This window comes from Vibrio sp. Vb0667 (assembly GCF_033391095.1).
The window spans coordinates 80,433-99,207 of record NZ_JAWPOL010000002.1; the positions used below are offsets into that span (position 1 = coordinate 80,433).

Annotated in this window: 15 protein-coding genes; 8 read left to right on the forward strand and 7 right to left on the reverse strand. The window is 44.0% G+C overall.

Annotation, left to right across the window (positions count from 1 at the left end; translation table 11 throughout):
* Positions 1-80 precede the first annotated feature (80 nt).
* The 3 genes from R8269_RS03000 to R8269_RS03010 all read right to left on the reverse strand — a co-directional run bounded on the left by R8269_RS03000 (position 81) and on the right by R8269_RS03010 (position 2,496).
* Positions 81-821: a helix-turn-helix domain-containing protein gene (locus R8269_RS03000; RefSeq protein WP_169644074.1), complete on the reverse strand. Its 741-nt coding sequence runs from the start codon at positions 819-821 to the stop codon at positions 81-83.
* Between the two features lie 104 nt (positions 822-925).
* Positions 926-1,387 carry a carboxymuconolactone decarboxylase family protein gene (locus tag R8269_RS03005; protein WP_005376442.1) on the reverse strand — a complete coding sequence of 154 codons (462 nt, stop codon included), beginning with the start codon at positions 1,385-1,387 and terminating at the stop codon, positions 926-928.
* A gap of 197 nt (positions 1,388-1,584) precedes the next feature.
* Complete coding sequence (locus R8269_RS03010) at positions 1,585-2,496, reverse strand: DMT family transporter (RefSeq protein WP_031778924.1); 912 nt, start codon at positions 2,494-2,496, stop codon at positions 1,585-1,587.
* A 93-nt stretch (positions 2,497-2,589) separates the two neighbouring features.
* Here R8269_RS03010 and R8269_RS03015 point away from each other — a divergent pair, with 93 nt between their 5' ends.
* The 3 genes from R8269_RS03015 to R8269_RS03025 all read left to right on the forward strand — a co-directional run bounded on the left by R8269_RS03015 (position 2,590) and on the right by R8269_RS03025 (position 5,241).
* Entirely contained in the window at positions 2,590-3,495 is a 906-nt protein-coding gene (locus R8269_RS03015) for a LysR family transcriptional regulator (protein ID WP_005376440.1), read from the forward strand.
* A 266-nt stretch (positions 3,496-3,761) separates the two neighbouring features.
* Positions 3,762-4,589, forward strand: a complete 828-nt coding sequence (locus R8269_RS03020; protein ID WP_225455282.1) for an MBL fold metallo-hydrolase — start codon at positions 3,762-3,764, stop codon at positions 4,587-4,589.
* A gap of 250 nt (positions 4,590-4,839) precedes the next feature.
* Positions 4,840-5,241 (forward strand): VOC family protein, encoded by a 402-nt coding sequence (locus tag R8269_RS03025; protein WP_005376435.1) that lies wholly within the window; start codon positions 4,840-4,842, stop codon positions 5,239-5,241.
* A gap of 240 nt (positions 5,242-5,481) precedes the next feature.
* On the opposite strand, the gene gcvP is transcribed toward R8269_RS03025, so the two are convergent.
* The 3 genes from gcvP to R8269_RS03040 all read right to left on the reverse strand — a co-directional run bounded on the left by gcvP (position 5,482) and on the right by R8269_RS03040 (position 10,202).
* On the reverse strand, positions 5,482-8,346 hold the full coding sequence (gcvP, locus tag R8269_RS03030) for an aminomethyl-transferring glycine dehydrogenase (protein ID WP_017820968.1): 2,865 nt from the start codon (positions 8,344-8,346) through the stop codon (positions 5,482-5,484).
* Positions 8,347-8,472: 126 nt separating this feature from the next.
* Positions 8,473-8,853 (reverse strand): glycine cleavage system protein GcvH, encoded by a 381-nt coding sequence (gene gcvH, locus R8269_RS03035; protein ID WP_005376432.1) that lies wholly within the window; start codon positions 8,851-8,853, stop codon positions 8,473-8,475.
* A gap of 53 nt (positions 8,854-8,906) precedes the next feature.
* A complete protein-coding gene (locus R8269_RS03040) occupies positions 8,907-10,202 on the reverse strand; it encodes a serine hydroxymethyltransferase (protein WP_005376430.1) in 1,296 nt (431 codons plus the stop codon).
* 379 nt (positions 10,203-10,581) lie between these two features.
* On the opposite strand from R8269_RS03040, the gene R8269_RS03045 reads away from it, so the two are divergent.
* Both R8269_RS03045 and gcvT read left to right on the forward strand, forming a co-directional pair.
* On the forward strand, positions 10,582-11,205 hold the full coding sequence (locus R8269_RS03045; protein ID WP_005376429.1) for a helix-turn-helix domain-containing protein: 624 nt from the start codon (positions 10,582-10,584) through the stop codon (positions 11,203-11,205).
* Between the two features lie 260 nt (positions 11,206-11,465).
* The gene (gene gcvT, locus R8269_RS03050) at positions 11,466-12,584 is read left to right on the forward strand and encodes a glycine cleavage system aminomethyltransferase GcvT (protein WP_064377089.1); all 1,119 of its coding nucleotides are present in this window, start codon (positions 11,466-11,468) and stop codon (positions 12,582-12,584) included.
* A 71-nt stretch (positions 12,585-12,655) separates the two neighbouring features.
* Here the strand turns inward: gcvT and vdeR are convergent, their stop codons facing one another.
* The gene (gene vdeR / locus R8269_RS03055) at positions 12,656-13,384 is read right to left on the reverse strand and encodes an efflux transporter transcriptional repressor VdeR (protein WP_005376423.1); all 729 of its coding nucleotides are present in this window, start codon (positions 13,382-13,384) and stop codon (positions 12,656-12,658) included.
* Between the two features lie 160 nt (positions 13,385-13,544).
* On the opposite strand from vdeR, the gene R8269_RS03060 reads away from it, so the two are divergent.
* Genes R8269_RS03060 through R8269_RS03070 form a run of 3 tightly spaced genes read left to right on the forward strand, consistent with a single transcriptional unit; the run spans position 13,545 to position 18,738 of the window.
* On the forward strand, positions 13,545-14,618 hold the full coding sequence (locus R8269_RS03060; RefSeq protein WP_064377088.1) for an efflux RND transporter periplasmic adaptor subunit: 1,074 nt from the start codon (positions 13,545-13,547) through the stop codon (positions 14,616-14,618).
* Positions 14,618-15,679, forward strand: coding sequence for an efflux RND transporter periplasmic adaptor subunit (locus tag R8269_RS03065; RefSeq protein ID WP_062730998.1), 1,062 nt, complete (start codon positions 14,618-14,620; stop codon positions 15,677-15,679). The genes R8269_RS03060 and R8269_RS03065 overlap by 1 nt, the downstream gene beginning before the upstream one ends.
* Entirely contained in the window at positions 15,679-18,738 is a 3,060-nt protein-coding gene (locus tag R8269_RS03070; protein WP_053349132.1) for an efflux RND transporter permease subunit, read from the forward strand. Before R8269_RS03065 ends, R8269_RS03070 begins: the two co-directional genes overlap by 1 nt.
* Positions 18,739-18,775 lie beyond the last annotated feature (37 nt).

An 18,775-nucleotide genomic window follows, 5' to 3' on the forward strand; every position in this document is an offset into this window, starting at 1 on the left:
GGTGATATATGATCGAACATTGTAACAAGTATATGGTCGATTCTGAATCAATGGGGTTTGATGTAGAAAGCTAATAAGGTTTAGAGGTTTCTCTTTCGGACATACTGCTTCGGTGTCATGCGCGCAATCTGCTTACACTCTCTAGTCATGTGTGCTTGATCGGAAAAACCTTGCTCCAGCGCCAACTCCGATAAAGTAAGATCGGGTTGCGCTCGGAGTTGCTCTAAAGTGTGCTTCACTCGTTTAATGCGTTGGTAATGTTTAGGAGTAATCCCCAACCATTTCTGAAAATTGCGCTCTCTCTGGCGCTGACTGATGGTCCCTGTAGGTTGGTCAATAATGTGGCCGACATACTGCGGTTCATATTCCTCAATCAGTGTTTGAACCCAGCGATATAACGTAGAAATCCTTGCATATGGCGAACGAGCTATTTGCAGAGACTCAAATGTTGCTAGTGCAGAAGAAGCCAAAGGGTGGTCGTCTTGAATCCGCAATAGCTGTTCTAGACGTTTACCAAATAGTTGATAACCAACAGCAGGATGAAAGCGTACGCCAGTCATCACCGCGCCTGGCGGTAGGCAGACCTGATGTGCCAGAATGCTTATAGGCAGTAGGACAACCCCCGGCGTCTGCCACTCACCATCCATTTGTACTTCATTCTGTAAAATGAATACCACACCTGTACCAGCATCACTGAGTAATTGTTTACGTACGGTTTGCGTCGTATCAGGTTTGACGGATGCTGACCAAATGGCTTGAACATAGCCAGCTAAAGCCTTTTGAGGTTTTAAAATATCAAATTCTAAGTTCAAATGAATCATCCTATTTAACCTCAACTTAAATGAGAAAGTGATACACATGTACTTTTCATCCTATTAAGTTGAGGTATAAGCAGTGGCTTACAAGTAAGAACCGTCAAATAGAATTATCGAGGTTTATAGACTCCAACCTTTGGCTTAAATGCCTTAACTATTCGGTTCCAACTATTGATCGCGTTGATCGCAATTGTTAGGTTGACCATAGCTTCTTCTCCAAAGGTATTCAAGGTCAGCTGATAGGTATCATCATCTACTGGTAGGCCAGCAGTTAGTAATTCAGCCCAGCCAAGCGCAACGTGTTCTGCATCGCTGTAGAATGGCATATCTTTCCATGCACTAAGCCCCCATATGCGTTCCGGCTTTTCACCTAACTTAAGCGCATCTTTACTATGCATGTCGATACAAAATGCACATTGATTGATTTGCGATATGCGTAACTTAACCAGTTCCCATATGATCATGTTCATAGTTTCTGATTGGCTAAATTGTTCATGGAAGTAAGCTTCCTGAGCGTATAGGATTTCTATTGCTTTTGGCGCTACTTCAATATAGTTGAGTCGTTTTTTCATGGTCATTCTCCTCTGTTTTTTACATAGTAAAAAACGCTCTTAGCAAAAGATTGAAGATTTTCGACATGCACTCAATAAAGTTAGATAAAAGAGTGAACGACGAAAGCGAAAAAATGTACCTATTGGAAACCAAGAAAACTTATGCCAATTAACAAAGTATTGCTCTAAATAATGCGACTTAAGGTTGGCGTCTATTTTTACTCCACCACCTTCCGTAAACGAGCAAAAGGTGCTGAGTTACCTATATACACACCAGCCGCAACGATAAAGACGCCTAAAACATTTTCCCATTGAGCCTGCTCACCAGAAATGAACGAAATCAGTAGAGTGAATACCGGCATAATATTAAATAATGGAGACATTTTATCTGGACCAAGAACGATAGCACCTTTCATCCAAAAGTAATAAGCGATCAAAGTGCCAAACAGGCTCATGTAAGCTATTAATGCTAGGTCTTTAAATGTTATGGCATTTAAGCTACGGCTAAAGTCGCCGTGGTACATCGCTATAGCGATCATTTGAATGGCACCAATACTTAACACCCAACGTAACTGCTGAGTTACTGGGATATGAGATGTTAAACGCTTCGCTAGAATTGTGTATAAACACCCACTAATTAAAGCAAATAACATGTATAGATCACCAATATTACTATTGCTGCTAATAGAATGAATATTTCCCCCTGTAATGACGATTACCACTCCACAAAAACTGATTAGTGCACCTAAAATAGTTTTAACCGAAATGGAAGTTTTGAGAATAAAGCCCGACAACAAGATAGTGACAAGTGGTAGGTTTGCCTGAACAACCGCTGCGTTAACTGGGGTAGTAAATCTCATTGCAGAGAAAATAGAGAAGTTTTGGATAGTTACACCCACGGTTGCTATAACAAACAACGACAACATACTTTTTCGTGTGAGTTTGGCTCCATATGGAGAGCGTTTAGTACCTCTTATCAGTAAGAGTATTAAAGCTGCAACGGAAAATCGTAACGTCGCTGAATCCAAAGGAGAGACATCGCTATTAATAGCCTTTATTACGTTAAAGTTACTAGACCAAAAAAAGATAGCGACAACAACACCGCACCAAATTGATAAATGCTTAGACATAGATCTTCCTGATAAAAATTAACTTGACGCGATAATGCTATATATTTCATATTTGATTTTTAATAGCCAAATTTAAGAGGGTTAATCCCAAATATGGAACGTCACTCTTTGGATGATCTTTTGTTATTCGTTTCTGTTGCTCGCTATCAAAGCCTAACACAAGCATCTGAGCGTCTTAATGTCCCGTTAGCCACGCTAAGCCGGAAGTTAAAAAGGCTGGAAACAAACTTAAATTGCAGACTATTTAACCGCAGTGCACACCACTTTGCGTTAACAACTGATGGCGAAAAATATTATCAACTCTGTGAGCCGTTACTTCTTAGCTTAAATAATGTGACATCGAGAATTGCGACTGAGCGTCAGTCTTTAAGCGGAACGATCAAAATATCAGCGCCAATTAACATGACACAGATGTGGTTAAAGCGGTGCGTTTATGAATTTGCAGAGCAACATCCGAAGATATGTATCGATTTAGATGTACAGAATGAAAAAATCAATCTTGTATCTAACCGTGTCGATGTTAGTTTTCGTCTTGGTGATCTTATTGAACAAGACTGGATTGCTCAGAAATTATGGTCGATTCCATTTGCGCTTTGTGCATCACGAAGCTATTTAGAACAACACCAACCGATTACCCATCCAGAACAACTTGTTCATCATCGCCTAATTACGGTAAACAACGACAGCCAATGGAAATTAGTTAATCAAATCACCAATGAAACATTTGATCATCCGCTAAAGTTTCAATTCACTTCAAATGATGTACTGCTAGTTAGAGACGCCGTCATCCATGGTTTAGGAATTGCGTGGATTCCAACCTATTACTTTCATGAGCTAAATCATGATCAACATAACCTGCTGCCTTTGTTGCCAGAATGGCAATGCTCGGGTAAAGAAGTATTCATTATGTATCGAGACCGCGATAAAAGGCCTGCAAGAGTTGATGCATTTATTGAACATGTCTTAAATTGGAAAAATCGCATTCAAATGTTTGCTTGAAAGAGGTTTATCACATTGTGCTGTGCCGGTAACCTCAAGTGAAGCTTCATGACTCTGCTTCAATTGAGTTCATTTATTTAACCTCTAAAAGAATCATGAATACATAGGCAGTTAATGGGATTCGAGTTTACAAGTGATTCGGTCAGCTAAAACTCAAGCTAAGTAGAAAGTATTTGCAGTTGTATTTGCCTCTGAAAATCGTTTAGAGCTTTCTCATCCGCGAGGTTCTATAAGAAATTATTAAGGATATATTTGTGTGCGATTTCGTGAAAAAAATTATTGTAGGTTTACTTTTCAGTGCTTCGTCTTTTGCTTCCTTAAGTCAATATGTTCCAGCAATGAATGATAAGAACGGTTATGTAGAACCATTTCAGATGTTTGATAATGTCTATTATGTAGGAGACAAGTGGGTCTCATCATATGCCATTGCTACAGAAGACGGACTTGTTATCATTGATACGCTTGACTTCCCTTACTCTGAGTGGATACCTATCAACCTAGAGAAGCTAGGGCTAAAAGATAAGCCAATAACGCACATATTGGTAACTCATGGGCATTCTGACCACGTTGGGGGCGCCCAGTTACTTCAAGAGAAGTATGGTTCCAAAGTCGTGATGACCAAAAGCGCTCATGAACTATCTATACAGCAATCAAACAAAAGCGAAGGTGAGAACAAGTTCCTTCCTCCAAATTTAGACATAGAGATAAAAAGCGATAGCTCTATGGTTATTGGTGGACATGAGTTTAAGTTCTATCTCACACCTGGCCACACGGAAGGTGATTATTCCTTAGACTTCGCTGTTGAAGATAATGGCGAACAATATCGTGCTTTTATCGTTGGTGGGCATAGCGTAAGTAGCAATGATCCAGAAGTTATTGGCCAGTTCCTGACTAGCATGGAGAAAATTAGAAAAATTTCACTACAGGCACCTATTGTGAACGTTAACCTTTCGAACCATCCACATAAAAATTTCCTTTTTGAAAATAGGAAGAAGCTCGGCACAAGCGGTAACCCGTTTATCAGTGAGGCAAACTTCTTCATGTTCCTTAAGCAACAAGAAGATTTAGCTAAGGGAAAACTAGAAGAACTATAATACCGTGGTATACGAGCAGCCTTCTTTATTAGGTTAGAGATTTGCTCTTGAGTTATAGCTAAGGCTTTAATAAGTTGCTCAATCAAGATTCGACACTGGTGGCAGCTATATTGTTTGTCGGTTCTAGTGACAAAGGCGCCGTGCGTAAGCATTCGTATTGTGTGCCTTACACATTTGCAAGGCGTTATGTGCTTTCTAGAAAAGTCTCAAAATAGAGTACAATTAGCGTTTTGACACAGCGGAAATCATCATGGCCAAAACTGTTCAGCAGCAAATCGGAAACATTGCTCTAGTCGTTGAAAATTACGACGATGCTATCGAATTCTATACTCAAAAACTTCAATTCACTCTGGTTGAAGATACCAACCTAGGTTGTGGTAAACGCTGGGTTCAAGTTTCTCCTCCAAACTCCAATGGTACAAACCTACTTTTAGCTCAAGCGAGTACACCGGAGCAAACGCATGCAGTAGGAAATCAAACAGGTGGTCGTGTTTTCCTGTTTCTGCAAACTAATGATTTTTGGCGTGACTACGAGTTGATGAAGAAAAATGGTGTTGTATTTAATGAAGAGCCTCGTGTGGAAGAATACGGGACAGTGGTGGTGTTCCAAGATCTCTATGGTAATAAGTGGGACTTACTGCAACTGAACTGAGAAACTACACAGCACCTGCATAACATAGTGTTCATGAGGAGTTTCCAACAAGCTTTTAAGGCTCTGAGATATTAGTGCTAATTCAAAGGTTCTCAGAAGTCACTGTATTTCTAAATCACTTTTGTGCAAACAATAACTAGCCATCATTCCTTCTCGATGTATCAACAAATGTTAGGGCGGCACACCAAAAACAAAGGCGAACCAATCGGTTCGCCTTTGTTTATTTAGATTCTACAAAAATTAATCTTCGTAGTTATCGATGCTTGGGCATGAACAGATTAGGTTACGGTCACCGTATACGTTATCTACGCGATTTACCGTTGGCCAGTACTTCCAAGATTTGGTCGCTTTAGACGGGAAGCAGCCAATCTCGCGAGAGTAAGGGCGGTCCCAATCTTCAGCTGAAAGATCAACTTGTGTGTGTGGCGCGTTAACAAGTGGGTTGTTATCCAGTGGCCATTCACCGTTTTTCACTTTCTCCATTTCTTCGCGGATAGCGATCATCGCATCACAGAAGCGGTCTAGCTCTTCTAGATCTTCCGATTCCGTTGGCTCAACCATTAGCGTGCCCGCTACAGGGAACGACATAGTTGGTGCGTGGAAACCGTAGTCCATTAGACGCTTCGCGATGTCTTCTTCGCTGATACCTGTTTCTTCTTTCAGCGGACGAATGTCGATAATACATTCGTGCGCTACGCGGCCATTTTTGCCACGGTAAAGAACAGGGTAGTGTTGGCGAAGTGTTTCCATCACGTAGTTTGCGTTCAGAATTGCTACTTTTGTAGCATCTGTTAGGCCAGCTTCGCCCATCATTGCGATGTAAGCCCAAGAGATAGGCAGGATAGAAGCGCTACCCATATCTGCTGCTGATACTGCGAAATCTGCGCCTTCTACACCGTCTTCAATATGCCCTGGTAAGAAAGGAGCTAGGTGAGATTTCACACCGATAGGACCCATACCCGGACCGCCACCACCGTGCGGGATGCAGAAGGTTTTGTGTAGGTTTAGGTGAGAAACGTCTGAACCGATGAAGCCTGGTGATGTTAGACCAACCTGCGCGTTCATGTTAGCGCCGTCTAGGTAAACCTGACCACCAGCGGCATGAACCATTTCACACACTTCTTTCACTTTCTCTTCGTAAACGCCGTGCGTAGAAGGGTAAGTGATCATAATGCTTGATAGGTTGTCTTTGTGTTTCTCGATTTTCGCTGCTAGGTCGTCGATGTCGATGTTGCCTTCTTCATCACACTTAACCACAACCACTTTCATTGACACCATAGATGCTGTCGCAGGGTTAGTACCGTGCGCAGAGCTTGGGATCAAACATACGTTGCGGTGACCTTCGCCACGGCTTTCGTGGTAGCGTTGAATCGCGATAAGACCTGCGTACTCACCCGATGCACCAGAGTTTGGTTGTAGTGAGAATGCGTCATAGCCAGTGATTTCACATAGCTTTTCTTTAAGGTCTTTTGCGAGTGCAGCGTAACCAGCTGCTTGTTCTGCTGGTGCGAACGGGTGGATCGAACCAAACTCAGGCCAAGTTACTGGAATCATCTCTGCTGCTGCGTTCAGCTTCATCGTACAGCTGCCCAGTGGGATCATGCCGTGCGTGAGTGAGAAGTCTTTGTTCTCTAGCTGTTTTAGGTAACGCATCATCTGTGTTTCGCTGTGGTGCGTGTTAAACACAGGGTGTGTTAGATATTCTGTTGTGCGGCGCAATGCTTCTGGAATGGCTGCAAACTCGTTGCCTGCGATTTCAGTTGATAGTGCTGCGACTTCTTCTTTCACACCGAATACTGCGAATAGGGCTTCTACATCTGCCACGGTTGTGGTTTCGTCGAAGCTCACACCTAGCTGAGTACCCAACTTACGTAGGTTGATGTCTGCGGCTAGTGCTTTCGCGTATAGGTCTTCAGTTTGTGCACCTGTGTTGATAGTGATGGTGTCGAAGAAGCTGTTGTGAGCAAGCTCGAAGCCGCCTTTAGTTAGGCCAGCGGCTAGGATGGCTGTCATGTGGTGCGTACGACGAGCAATCGTGCGTAGACCTTCTGCGCCGTGGTAAACCGCGTAGAAAGACGCCATGTTCGCTAGCAGTGCTTGAGCAGTACAGATGTTTGAAGTCGCTTTTTCACGACGGATGTGCTGTTCACGCGTTTGCATTGCCATACGCAGTGCTTGGTTACCGTTGGTATCGATAGAAACACCGATAACGCGACCAGGCATTGTACGCTTGTGCTTATCACGCGTTGCCATGAAAGCAGCGTGTGGACCGCCGTAACCCATCGGCACGCCAAAACGTTGTGCTGAACCGATTGCTACGTCTGCGCCCATTTCACCTGCAGGTTTAAGTAGGGTAGAAGCAAGAAGGTCCGTTGCTACAGTCACTAGTGTTTTGTTTGCTTGCGCTTTAGCGATGATGTCCGTTAGGTCACGAACTTCACCTGTTGTACTTGGGTATTGAACTAGTGCGCCGAACACGTCTTGCTCTGGTAGTGATTCTAAAGAACCAACCAAGACTTCAAAGCCGATGAATTTCGCACGAGTTTTTACCACTTCGATGGTTTGTGGGTGAACGTCGTCAGCAACGAAGAATACGTTGCTCTTGCTTTTACCCGCACGCTTACAAAGTGTCATCGCTTCTGCGGCTGCCGTTGCTTCATCAAGCAATGACGCGTTCGCGATTTCCATACCAGTAAGATCCATCACCATTTGTTGGTAGTTTAGAAGTGCTTCTAAACGACCTTGTGAGATCTCTGGTTGGTAAGGGGTGTAAGCGGTGTACCAGCCCGGGTTTTCCATCACGTTGCGTAGAATCACGTTCGGCGTGAAGGTGTTGTAGTAACCCTGACCAATGAATGTACGTTTAACTTGGTTCTGATCGGCGAACTTACGCATTGCTGCCAGCATGTCTGCTTCGCTTTTCGCTTCTGCCAAGCTCATTGGTTGCTCTAGGCGAATTTGTGCTGGTACGGTTTCGTCGATAAGCGAATCTAGGCTAACTGCGTTGATCGCTTCCAACATTTTCTGTTGGTCAGATTTGTTTGGTCCATTGTGGCGAGCAACGAACTCGTTTTGTGTGCTGAGGCTTTGAAGTAATTCAGTCATTGTCCTTTACCTACTCCTTGGTTCGGGTAACGGATTTGCGTTACTAATAAATTAAATTATACGTCCGAACCTAGAAAAAAAGCTGTTCTCTAAACAGGCTAGGGAACAGCTTTCGTCACATCCTAATTACTCTTCTTCGATAGAGTTTAGGTATTCGTCTGCGTCTTTCAGGTTATCTAGTTCAGATACATCAGACATCTTCACTTTTACGATCCAGCCACCTTCGTACGGCTCTTCGTTAATTAGCTCTGGGCTGTCTTCTAGTTCTTCATTGATTTCTACGATTTCACCAGTGATTGGTGCGTAGATGTCTGACGCTGCTTTTACAGATTCAACGAGAGAGAAGCTTTCACCTGCTTCAACTTCGTCTTCTACGTCTGGTAGGTCAACGAATACCACGTCACCTAGCATTTCTTGTGCATGCTCAGAAATACCAATTGTTACTGTGCCGTCACCGTTGTCACGTACCCACTCGTGGCTATCTGCAAACTTCAGTGTTTTGTCCATTGCTTAATCTCCGAATAACTTGTCAGGAATTATTATGATTTCAAAAAAATCGTTTACTGGTATAGAGGAAAGCGACTGCAAAGTTCTTTTACTTCTTTGCGAACGCGTTTTTCAACTTCTGCGTCACCTTCAGGGTTGTTCACTAAACCGTCCAGTACGTCACCAATCCAATTACCGATGAGTTTGAATTCTTCAGCGCCAAAGCCGCGGCTTGTACCCGCAGGCGTTCCTAAACGGATGCCCGATGTAATCATAGGCTTCTCTGTATCGAATGGGATGCCATTTTTGTTACATGTGATCCCAGCACGCTCTAGAGCTTCTTCTGCTTTATTGCCTTTCAACCCTTTCGGACGAAGGTCAACCAGCATTAGGTGCGTGTCTGTGCCACCAGTTACGATGTCGCAACCGCGAGTTTGCAATACTTCCGCTAGGACTTTTGCGTTATTGATCACCGAATCAATATAAGTTTTAAATTCAGGGCCAAGCGCTTCACCAAATGCGACCGCTTTGGCTGCGATAACGTGCATCAGTGGGCCACCTTGTAGGCCAGGGAATACGGCTGAGTTGATTTTCTTAATGATGTCTTCGTGGTTAGTAAGAATCATACCGCCGCGAGGGCCACGCAATGTTTTGTGTGTTGTAGTCGTAACAACGTGTGCGTGTGGCAGTGGGCTAGGGTGCGCGCCTGTTGCGATAAGACCGGCGATGTGTGCCATGTCGACCATAAGAATTGCATTTACTTCGTCTGCGATTTCACGGAATTTTGCAAAGTCGATAGTACGTGGAATAGCGCTACCACCTGCGATGATCATTTTAGGTTGGTGCTCAAGTGCTAGCTCACGAACATCTTCGTAGTTGATTTCCAGTGTTTCGCGATCAACACCGTATTGAACTGCATTAAACCATTTACCAGAAAGTGCAGGGCGTGCACCGTGCGTCAGGTGACCACCTGCGTCTAAAGACATACCAAGAATGGTGTCACCAGGTTGAAGCAGTGCTAGTTTTACTGCGCCGTTTGCTTGTGCGCCTGAGTGTGGTTGAACGTTTGCGTATTCACAATTGAAAAGTTTTTTTGCGCGTTCGATAGCAATGGCTTCCACTGTATCTACGTGCTCACAACCACCATAGTAACGACGACCTGGGTAGCCTTCAGCGTATTTGTTTGTTAGGCATGTGCCTTGAGCTTGCATTACCGCTTTAGAAACAATGTTCTCAGAAGCGATAAGTTCGATTTGTTCGTTTTGGCGAGCGGATTCCGCTTGAATTCCAGCAAAGACAGCATCATCTGTCGCAGAGAGGTTGGTAGAGAAAAAGTTTTCCAAGCTGTGGTTAGGGTAACTCTTATTCATGGTAGTTGACCTTCCAAATCTGAAAATGAACCCGCAATAGATGAGTTATGATTTGCGGTTGTGGTTCATTTGTCCTCAAAAACAGCTGAACTGCGTAGCAGAACAGAGTGAACATCCGGCCCTAAATTTGGGCAAAAACTCCGTTGGATTGCGTGTTTCCTTTACCAATCTCTTACGGAAATATGCATCTCTACATCTAACAAGTTGGTAACATAGCGCCTGTGACGGGAACAATCAACCAAAAATTTCCTATAGGAAACAAGATTTCAAAATTTGTTAACAAGAGCACGGTTTAATTCACTTGGTGGACTTCTATCCACTATGTGCTTCATGCACAATGCGAGTAAGACAAAAAATATGGATATCTATAGAGGGATTTATGGCAGAAAGTATTTACGATGAATACCCATCGATGACGTTGGCAAAAGAGCAACATGACCAAAATATCGAGCCGTTAAAACTGGGCCAGCGTATTAAGGATATCCGCTCGAAACTCGGTATCACATTAGAAGAGGCCAGTCAGCGAACCGGGCTTGCTCGATCTACACTGAGCAAAATAGAAAATGAGCAGATCTCCCCGACGTTTCAAGCGATGCAAAAATTGGCACTTGGCTTACAAATTGACATGCCACAACTATTTGAGCCACCTAGAAAAAAGGTAGCGACAGGGCGTAGGGATGTTACCAAGAAGAATGAAGGTAAACCACACCCAACACAAACTTATGAACATGAACTGCTCGCGACACAACTTTCCAATAAGAAAATGATGCCGTTTAAGAGCCAAATTCGAGCTCGTAGTTTTGATGAATATAAAGACTGGGTTCGTCATGATGGCGAAGAATTTCTGCTTATCTTATCTGGTGAGGTCATGTTCTATTCTGAGTTTTACGAACCTGTTGTTTTAAGCGAGGGAGACAGCGTTTATTACGATGCAAATATGGGACATATGTTGACCAGTGTTAGCGAGGAAGATGCGCTCATTTTGTGGGTGACAGCCAAATAGTGATAAATACTTGTAAATTTCCTATAGTGAAAGCAAACGATTGCTGTTGGTGGTCGTTATGATGAAAAGGCGCTTTTTTGATGAGAACTTGCTCATTAAAGCGCTTTTTTTGTACGATTTGTTGTGATTAAAATGTTAAGAGTCACACTTTTGCAAGTCGATCTACGTCTTGTTCGTGCAAAATAGAATGAGCCATGTTTATTATTGGAAACACATCGAATGCCGATAGCATTCTCGGGTCTATCTAAATGGAGACGAAAATGACTCAAGAACTACTGAAAACACCACTACACGCACTTCACGTTGAAGTTGGTGCCAAAATGGTCCCGTTCGCGGGTTACGATATGCCTGTTCAGTATCCTCTAGGCGTAAAGAAGGAACACTTACATACTCGTGATGCGGCAGGTCTGTTTGACGTTTCTCACATGGCACAGCTTCGCCTAATTGGTGACGGTGCAGCTGCGTTCCTAGAAACATTAGTTCCAGTGGATATTGTGGATCTTGAGTCTGGTAAACAGCGTTACGCTTTTTTCACTAATGAAGAGGGCGGCATCATGGACGACTTGATGGTGGCTAACCTAGGCGATCATCTGTTTGTGGTTGTGAACGCAGCATGTAAAGCGCAAGATATCGCACACCTACAAGCGCATTTACCATCTGGTGTTGAGCTAGAAATTATCGAAGACCGAGCTCTACTTGCAATCCAAGGCCCTAAAGCGGCGGCTGTATTGGCGCGTTTTGCACCAGAAGTTTCTGAAATGCTGTTCATGGATATTCGTAAAGTCGATATTTTAGGCGCCGAGTGCATTGTTTCTCGTAGTGGTTATACAGGCGAAGACGGTTACGAAATCTCGGTTCCTGCTGACAAAGCGGAAGAGCTAGCACGTAAACTGACTGCTGAAGATGAAGTTGAATGGATTGGCCTTGGTGCTCGTGATTCGCTTCGTCTTGAGTGTGGCCTTTGTCTATACGGTCATGACCTAGACACAACAACAACACCTGTTGAAGCGAGCTTGCTATGGGGTATCCAAAAAGTTCGTCGTATTGGTGGTGAACGTGAAGGTGGTTTCCCTGGCGCAGACATTATTCTTAAGCAGATTGAGACTAAAGATGTGGCGCGTAAGCGTGTGGGTCTAGTAGGTCAAACCAAAGCGCCAGTGCGTGAAGGTGTTGAACTGTTTGATGCTGACGGCGTTAAAATTGGCGTTGTAACCAGCGGTACGGCGGGTCCGAATGCAGGTAAGCCAGTCTCAATGGGTTATGTTCGTGCGGATTTGGCGGCGATTGGTACTGAAGTGTTCGCTGAAGTGCGTGGTAAAATGCTACCAATGACAGTTGAAAAAATGCCGTTCGTACCACAACGCTACTACCGTGGTTAAAACGAATTGAAACAAAAATGCCGAGCTTTGTAGCTCGGCATTTTTTATGTCTTCTTTTCGCTTGTTTACTTTTAGTTTACTGCTTCATCAATAGTACAGCACATATCAATAACGATATCTTCAAGCTTTTCCGGATGAATCATCTCTTCTTTTGGGATCCCAAATTGAGAGGCCATAATGGTATTAAACAACTCCCAATGCTTGATCAGCAGTTTTTCGCGATTATCTGCAATATCCGGCCATGTTTCTTGCATCATTGGCGCGAGACTGACAGCACCATGTGCGAAGATCAACATTTGCCACTTTGATTCCCACTGATCAAATTGTGCATTAGGGTTTTCGCTGTTGTACTGCTCGAAAATTCCGGTAAATATCGCAGCGAACTCATCTTTTGACTTTAAGAAATACTGCAGCAGAGCACCGTCATCGCCTTGTCGAATGGCATCGGCGATCATCTGTACTGGATGAGGATTGACGAGAGCAAATGCTAGCATGCGAACCATAAACAGATAAATTTTTCTATTCGAAGGTGTGTTCTCCGGCATTTCATTGATGAGTTCAGCCATATAGCACTGCATGAACTCGTCCATTGCATCGCTAACCGCTTGCCAGATTTTCTCTTTGCTGCCGAAGTGGTGACGGATCAAACTATGTGAAACACCAGCCTTTTCACTGATATTGCGCAGCGAGACACGCTCGTAACCAAGTTCACAAAACATATCTGCTGCCACTTTAAGGATCAGACACTTAGTTTGTTCTGCTGCTTCAGCACTTCTACGCCCCTGCTTTCTTTCATTCATAGTTCGAATTTTCCCGAATATTAATCACGCGCTTACTTTTACCAGAAACCGAACGCTTTGACTAATTAATTTGCTATCCACCTGGAAAATATGTTGATCAATTTCAAATTCTGCTTATACTGCACGGCTGTGTAATATATAAAACCTACGGAGAAAGCGGGTGCGAAAACAATATTTAAGGCGCACTTTAGTTGGCGCAGTGGTGACATTAAGTCTTTCTGGGATGCTAACTGGGTGTAATAAAGCCATTTCTGAGCCGTCTGAACCTTTAATCAAGCCTGTAAAATTACTGGCGGTGAAAGACCTAGAACTTGAAGACTCGCACGCCTTTTTAGCGCGTATTGATGCAACACATCGCGCGCAGCTTTCTTTTCAGGTTGGTGGAGAGGTAGATGAATTACGTGTACGCATGGGTCAAAAGGTCCAAAAAGGTGAAGTGCTCGCAACGTTAGACCCTAAAGATCTTCAGCTTGCGTTAGATGCCGCTCAAGCGCAGTACGCGTTAGCGAAAACACAATGGGACCGCGCGAAAAACCTTTACGGAAAAAAACTCATTAGTACTGATGAGTACGATCAGAAAGAAACTCAATATAAAGCGGCATTGGCGAACTACGAACAAGCTAAAACCGATTTGAGCTATACCAAAATTCATGCACCGTTTGATGGCATTGTGTCATATACCTATGTCAACCCGTTTCAGGTAGTAGCAGAGAAGCAGGAGATCTTGAATCTCATTGATAACACGACGTTGGATGTGTCGTTCACCTTGCCAGTAAGTTATGCGGAATCTGTATCACTTGAGTCACTGCAAAACTCCGATATGTGGGTGACGATGGATAGCGAGCCAAGAAAACGTATTCCTGGGCAATTTAAAGAAATTTCGACGCAGCCAAACATCGATACCAATAGTTATGAGGCGATCGTGACCATCACTCGACCAGAAGATCGCAATTTGCTGACAGGTATGACAGGGCAGGTACACATTGCTAAACAACATGTATCGGATGCGATGACGTTACCTCAGTCTGCTTGGGTCAACAAAAATGGGACGCAAGGTGAAGTTTGGGTAATGGACAGAAGCACGCAGCAGGTCAATAAAGTCACTGTGTCACTTGACGTAGCAGGTGGTGTGAAAGCCGGGCTTGATAACAATGATTACGTTGTTATTGCTGGTGTTGAGAGACTGGTTGAAGGACAAGTGGTGAAAGCTTGGGTTCGTGAGGGAGGCATTTAATGAAACGTTCTCTACTTACGATCTCTGCGATTGCACTTGCAGTTTTAACAGGGTGCAAAAATGAAAACCAAGCTATCGTCGAGCAGTCACTTTTTGTGTCGACTATCTCGGTGGATGCACCAGTACAAAGTCAACATCGCGCGTTCAAAGGCATAGTAGTGCCTGCAGAGCAAACGCCAATGGCATTTCGCCGCGCTGGGGAAGTTCAGCACGTATTGGTTAAAGCGGGTGACGTTGTGAAGCAGGGGCAAATGATCGCAAAGCTAGATGATAGCAAAGAGAAGCAAGCCGTGAATGACGCAGAAGCACAATACACACTCGCAATTCGTCAGCTTAAACGCGGTGAAGACTTGCATGCACGTCAAATGATTTCAAAAGCGGAACTTGATGAGCTAACCGCCAATAAAGAGCTAGCTGAGGCTACTTTCTATAACGCGACCAATCAATTGAATTACACCCGTTTATTCGCCCCGTTCGCCGGTAAAGTATCCGATGTTTTCAAAGAACGTTTTGAGCGTGTGGCAATTGGTGAACCCGTGTTAAACCTATACCAAAACGATTTGGTTTACGTGCGTATTGAGCTTTCCGACAATGTTTTAGCGATGGTAGACCCAAACTCAGACAGCATGAGCTACAAGCCTAGAGCAACCTTCTCCGGCATCGATGGCAGATTTGCTTTGGACTATTTAGAGCACACAAGTGAACCCAACGCTGAAACTCAAACCTACGAAATGTACTTGACGATGCCACAGCCAAAAACAGAGATATTGCCGGGAACCAGCGTAAGCGTTTTGGTCGATATGGTGAAGGCGGGCATTACCTCTATTGATGGTTACAGTGTTCCTGTCACGGCGCTTCAAGCAGGCAGTGAAGGGAATGAGTTCTTTGTGTGGAAAAAAGAAGGTGACATTGTCACACGAGTGCCTGTCATGATTTCTCAAGTGAATGGCAATGGAGCCATTGTGTCGTCAGGTGTTAGCCAGGGCGATATTCTGATTAATTCAAATCTGCGTAAATTACGCGAAGGTAAACATGTGGATGTTGTGGAGAATAACCAATAATGAACATTGCTGAGTATTCAATAAAAAACAAAGTCATCAGCTGGTTGTTCATTATTATCCTTGCTGTTGGTGGTTTAACGTCATTTTTGGAGCTTGGACGATTAGAAGACCCGGCATTTACGATCAAAGATGCCATGATCATCTCAACATACCCTGGCGCGACGTCAAAAGAAGTTGAAGAAGAGCTGACGTATCCTCTAGAAAAAGAGATTCGAAAACTCCCTTATATCGACAAAATTACCTCTACGTCTTCTAATGGTATGTCTCAAATAACGGTGAGCATGGAAATGGACTATGGTCCTGATGAACTGCCGCAAATTTGGGATGAAATGCGCCGTAAAATTAATGATTTACGACCATCATTGCCTCAAGGTGTTCAGTCTTTACAGATCATTGATGATTTCGGTGACGTTTATGGCGTGATGTTAATGCTCACTGGTGACGATTACGACTATGTAGAGCTGAAACGTTATGCGGATTACCTGACCCGTGAAATCGAGCTTGTTGATGGTGTTGGTAAGGTAGACATCACGGGCGATCAGCAAGAAATGCTATTCGTTGAGATCTCACTTGATCGCCTTGCTGCACTGAACTTAGACATGAATGTGGTTTCGAGCTTGTTGAACCAGCAAAACAATGTGGTTTCAGCAGGTGAAGTGATGGTCAATGGCGAAAGCCTTGTTATTCGCCCAAGCGGCACTTTAAACACTGTAGAAGCACTAGAAAATCTGATCATTCATGGCCGTGACACAGGAAATCTAATTCGTCTAAAAGACGTAGCAACGATTTCTCGCGGTATTCAAGAGAAGCCAAGCAACGTCGTACTCTTTAACGGTCAAAAAGCGATTAATATCGGTATCTCGTTTGCGTCGGGTGTGAACGTGGTTGAGGTTGGTGAACGTTTGGATGCGGAGCTCGCGAGCCTAGAGTCTATCAAGCCTGCTGGCATCGATATGAACTACTTTTACAACCAAGCCAATGAGGTGGATGAATCTGTTAAAGCGTTTGTAATTAGTCTAGCGGAGGCAGTGGCGATCGTAATCATTGTGTTGCTGTTTACTATGGGTTTACGCAGTGGTGTCATCATTGGAGTTGTGTTGTTATTGACGGTATTTGGTACCTTCATTTTGATGAATTACAACAACATCGAACTGCATCGTATTTCTCTTGGCGCGTTAATTATTGCCTTGGGTATGCTGGTTGATAACGCGATTGTTGTCGTGGAAGGCATATTGGTTGGCCTAAAGAAAGGGCGTACCAAAGTTCAAGCGGCTGTCGATATTGTAAAGCAAACACAATGGCCTTTGCTGGGCGCAACTGTTATTGCAATTACGGCTTTTGCACCTATCGGTTTGTCGCAAGATGCGACAGGTGAGTTCATGGGCTCTCTATTCTGGGTGCTGTGTTTCTCACTATTTTTAAGCTGGATTACCGCTATTACACTGACGCCTTTCCTTGCCGATCTTTTGTTGAAAGAGGAAAACAAAGAGCAGGGTACTAGCGAAGATGATCCTTATAAAGGCTGGTTGTTTGTCGTATTTGGGGCATCACTGAAATTTGCATTGCGATTCCGCTGGCTTACCGTTGCTGGCATGGTGGCGCTATTAGTGGGTGCTGTCGTGGCATTTGGTAATGTAAAACAGCAGTTCTTCCCACCATCGAATACGCCGATGTTCTACGTGGATATGTGGATGCCAGAGGGTACTGACATCCGAGAAACGATTAAAAAAGCTGAAGAGGTCGAAAGCTACATTCGTCAGCAAGATGATATTGACTTTGTTTCTGCTTCGATTGGGCAGGGCCTACAGCGTTTTGCTTTAACCTATCAACCAGAAAAAAGTTACGAAGCGTACGCGCAGTTCCAAGTTCGCGCGACTGATCGTGAGAAAATGTTTGGTTTACTGCATAAGTTAGATGAGAATCTGGCGAAAACATTTGATGCGCCTACGTTCCAGTTTAAATTGATGGAATTTGGTCCATCACCAGCGTCTAAGATCGAAGCGCGTATTACTGGCCCTGATCCACAAGTTTTACGTGACTTGGCGGTGCAAGTTGAAGACATCCTTCATACCGATCCTGGTGCCCGAAACATTCGTCACGATTGGCGAGAGCGCACCAAGGAACTTGTACCCGTTTTCAATGAGTCTAAAGCTCGTCGCTTAGGTATTTCGAAAGAAGATCTTTCAAGCACACTGCAAATGGCGTTTGGTGGTAGCACCTTAGGTTACTTGCGTGATGGTACACATACGTTGCCAATTATGACACGTCTTCCTGAAGAAGAACGCGTAGATTTTGAATCACTACAAAACGTGACCATTTGGAGTCCTTCGTTGCAAACTTATATTCCGGTTGATCAAGTGATTGATGGCGTTCAACTGGATTGGAGTGAGCCGCTAATTCAGCGTCGTGACCGTAAGCGTACGTTAACCGTTCTCGCGGACCATGATGTGTTGAGTGACGACACGGCAGCAAGCTTATTTGCTCGTGTACAGCCTAAAGTGATGGCATTGCATGTTCCAGAAGGGTACGAAATCACATGGGGTGGTGAGTACGAATCATCCAAAGATGCACAAGAAGGCCTATTCGGTTCATTGCCGATGGGTTACTTGTTGATGTTCATCATTACTATTTTACTGTTTAACTCAATCAAAAAGCCGTTGGTCATTTGGTTCACCGTTCCGTTAGCGATCATTGGCGTTGCTTTTGGTTTGCTTACCACGAACATGCCGTTCAGTTTTACAGCATTCCTTGGTTTGTTAAGCCTAAGTGGCATGATTTTGAAAAACGGTATTGTGTTGCTTGACCAAATTAACCTTGAGTTGGAGTCAGGTAAAGATCCTTACCTCGCGATTGTCGATAGTGCGATAAGCCGCGTTCGTCCGGTAAGTATGGCTGCCCTAACAACTATCTTGGGGATGATACCACTGGTCTTCGACGCCTTCTTTGGCTCGATGGCAATAACGATTATGGCAGGTCTTGGTTTTGCTACTGTACTGACACTGATAGTGGTGCCAGTGATGTTTGCAATTCTGTTTAGGGTAAAACCGACCACTGCATAGGGACTCCTGGCTATTTGCCAGCTTCCTGCCTAGCCCT

What these genes read in the sequence shown, in the direction of transcription:
- R8269_RS03015 (WP_005376440.1), top strand. Translation starts at nt 2,590, where the DNA reads ATGGAACGTCACTCTTTGGATGATCTTTTGTTATTCGTTTCTGTTGCT.
- R8269_RS03065 (WP_062730998.1), top strand. Translation starts at nt 14,618, where the DNA reads ATGAAACGTTCTCTACTTACGATCTCTGCGATTGCACTTGCAGTTTTA.
- R8269_RS03025 (WP_005376435.1), top strand. Translation starts at nt 4,840, where the DNA reads ATGGCCAAAACTGTTCAGCAGCAAATCGGAAACATTGCTCTAGTCGTT.
- R8269_RS03045 (WP_005376429.1), top strand. Translation starts at nt 10,582, where the DNA reads ATGGCAGAAAGTATTTACGATGAATACCCATCGATGACGTTGGCAAAA.
- gcvT (WP_064377089.1), top strand. Translation starts at nt 11,466, where the DNA reads ATGACTCAAGAACTACTGAAAACACCACTACACGCACTTCACGTTGAA.
- R8269_RS03070 (WP_053349132.1), top strand. Translation starts at nt 15,679, where the DNA reads ATGAACATTGCTGAGTATTCAATAAAAAACAAAGTCATCAGCTGGTTG.
- R8269_RS03005 (WP_005376442.1), bottom strand. Translation starts at nt 1,387, where the DNA reads ATGAAAAAACGACTCAACTATATTGAAGTAGCGCCAAAAGCAATAGAA.
- R8269_RS03010 (WP_031778924.1), bottom strand. Translation starts at nt 2,496, where the DNA reads ATGTCTAAGCATTTATCAATTTGGTGCGGTGTTGTTGTCGCTATCTTT.
- R8269_RS03000 (WP_169644074.1), bottom strand. Translation starts at nt 821, where the DNA reads ATGATTCATTTGAACTTAGAATTTGATATTTTAAAACCTCAAAAGGCT.
- gcvP (WP_017820968.1), bottom strand. Translation starts at nt 8,346, where the DNA reads ATGACTGAATTACTTCAAAGCCTCAGCACACAAAACGAGTTCGTTGCT.
- R8269_RS03040 (WP_005376430.1), bottom strand. Translation starts at nt 10,202, where the DNA reads ATGAATAAGAGTTACCCTAACCACAGCTTGGAAAACTTTTTCTCTACC.
- vdeR (WP_005376423.1), bottom strand. Translation starts at nt 13,384, where the DNA reads ATGAATGAAAGAAAGCAGGGGCGTAGAAGTGCTGAAGCAGCAGAACAA.
- gcvH (WP_005376432.1), bottom strand. Translation starts at nt 8,853, where the DNA reads ATGGACAAAACACTGAAGTTTGCAGATAGCCACGAGTGGGTACGTGAC.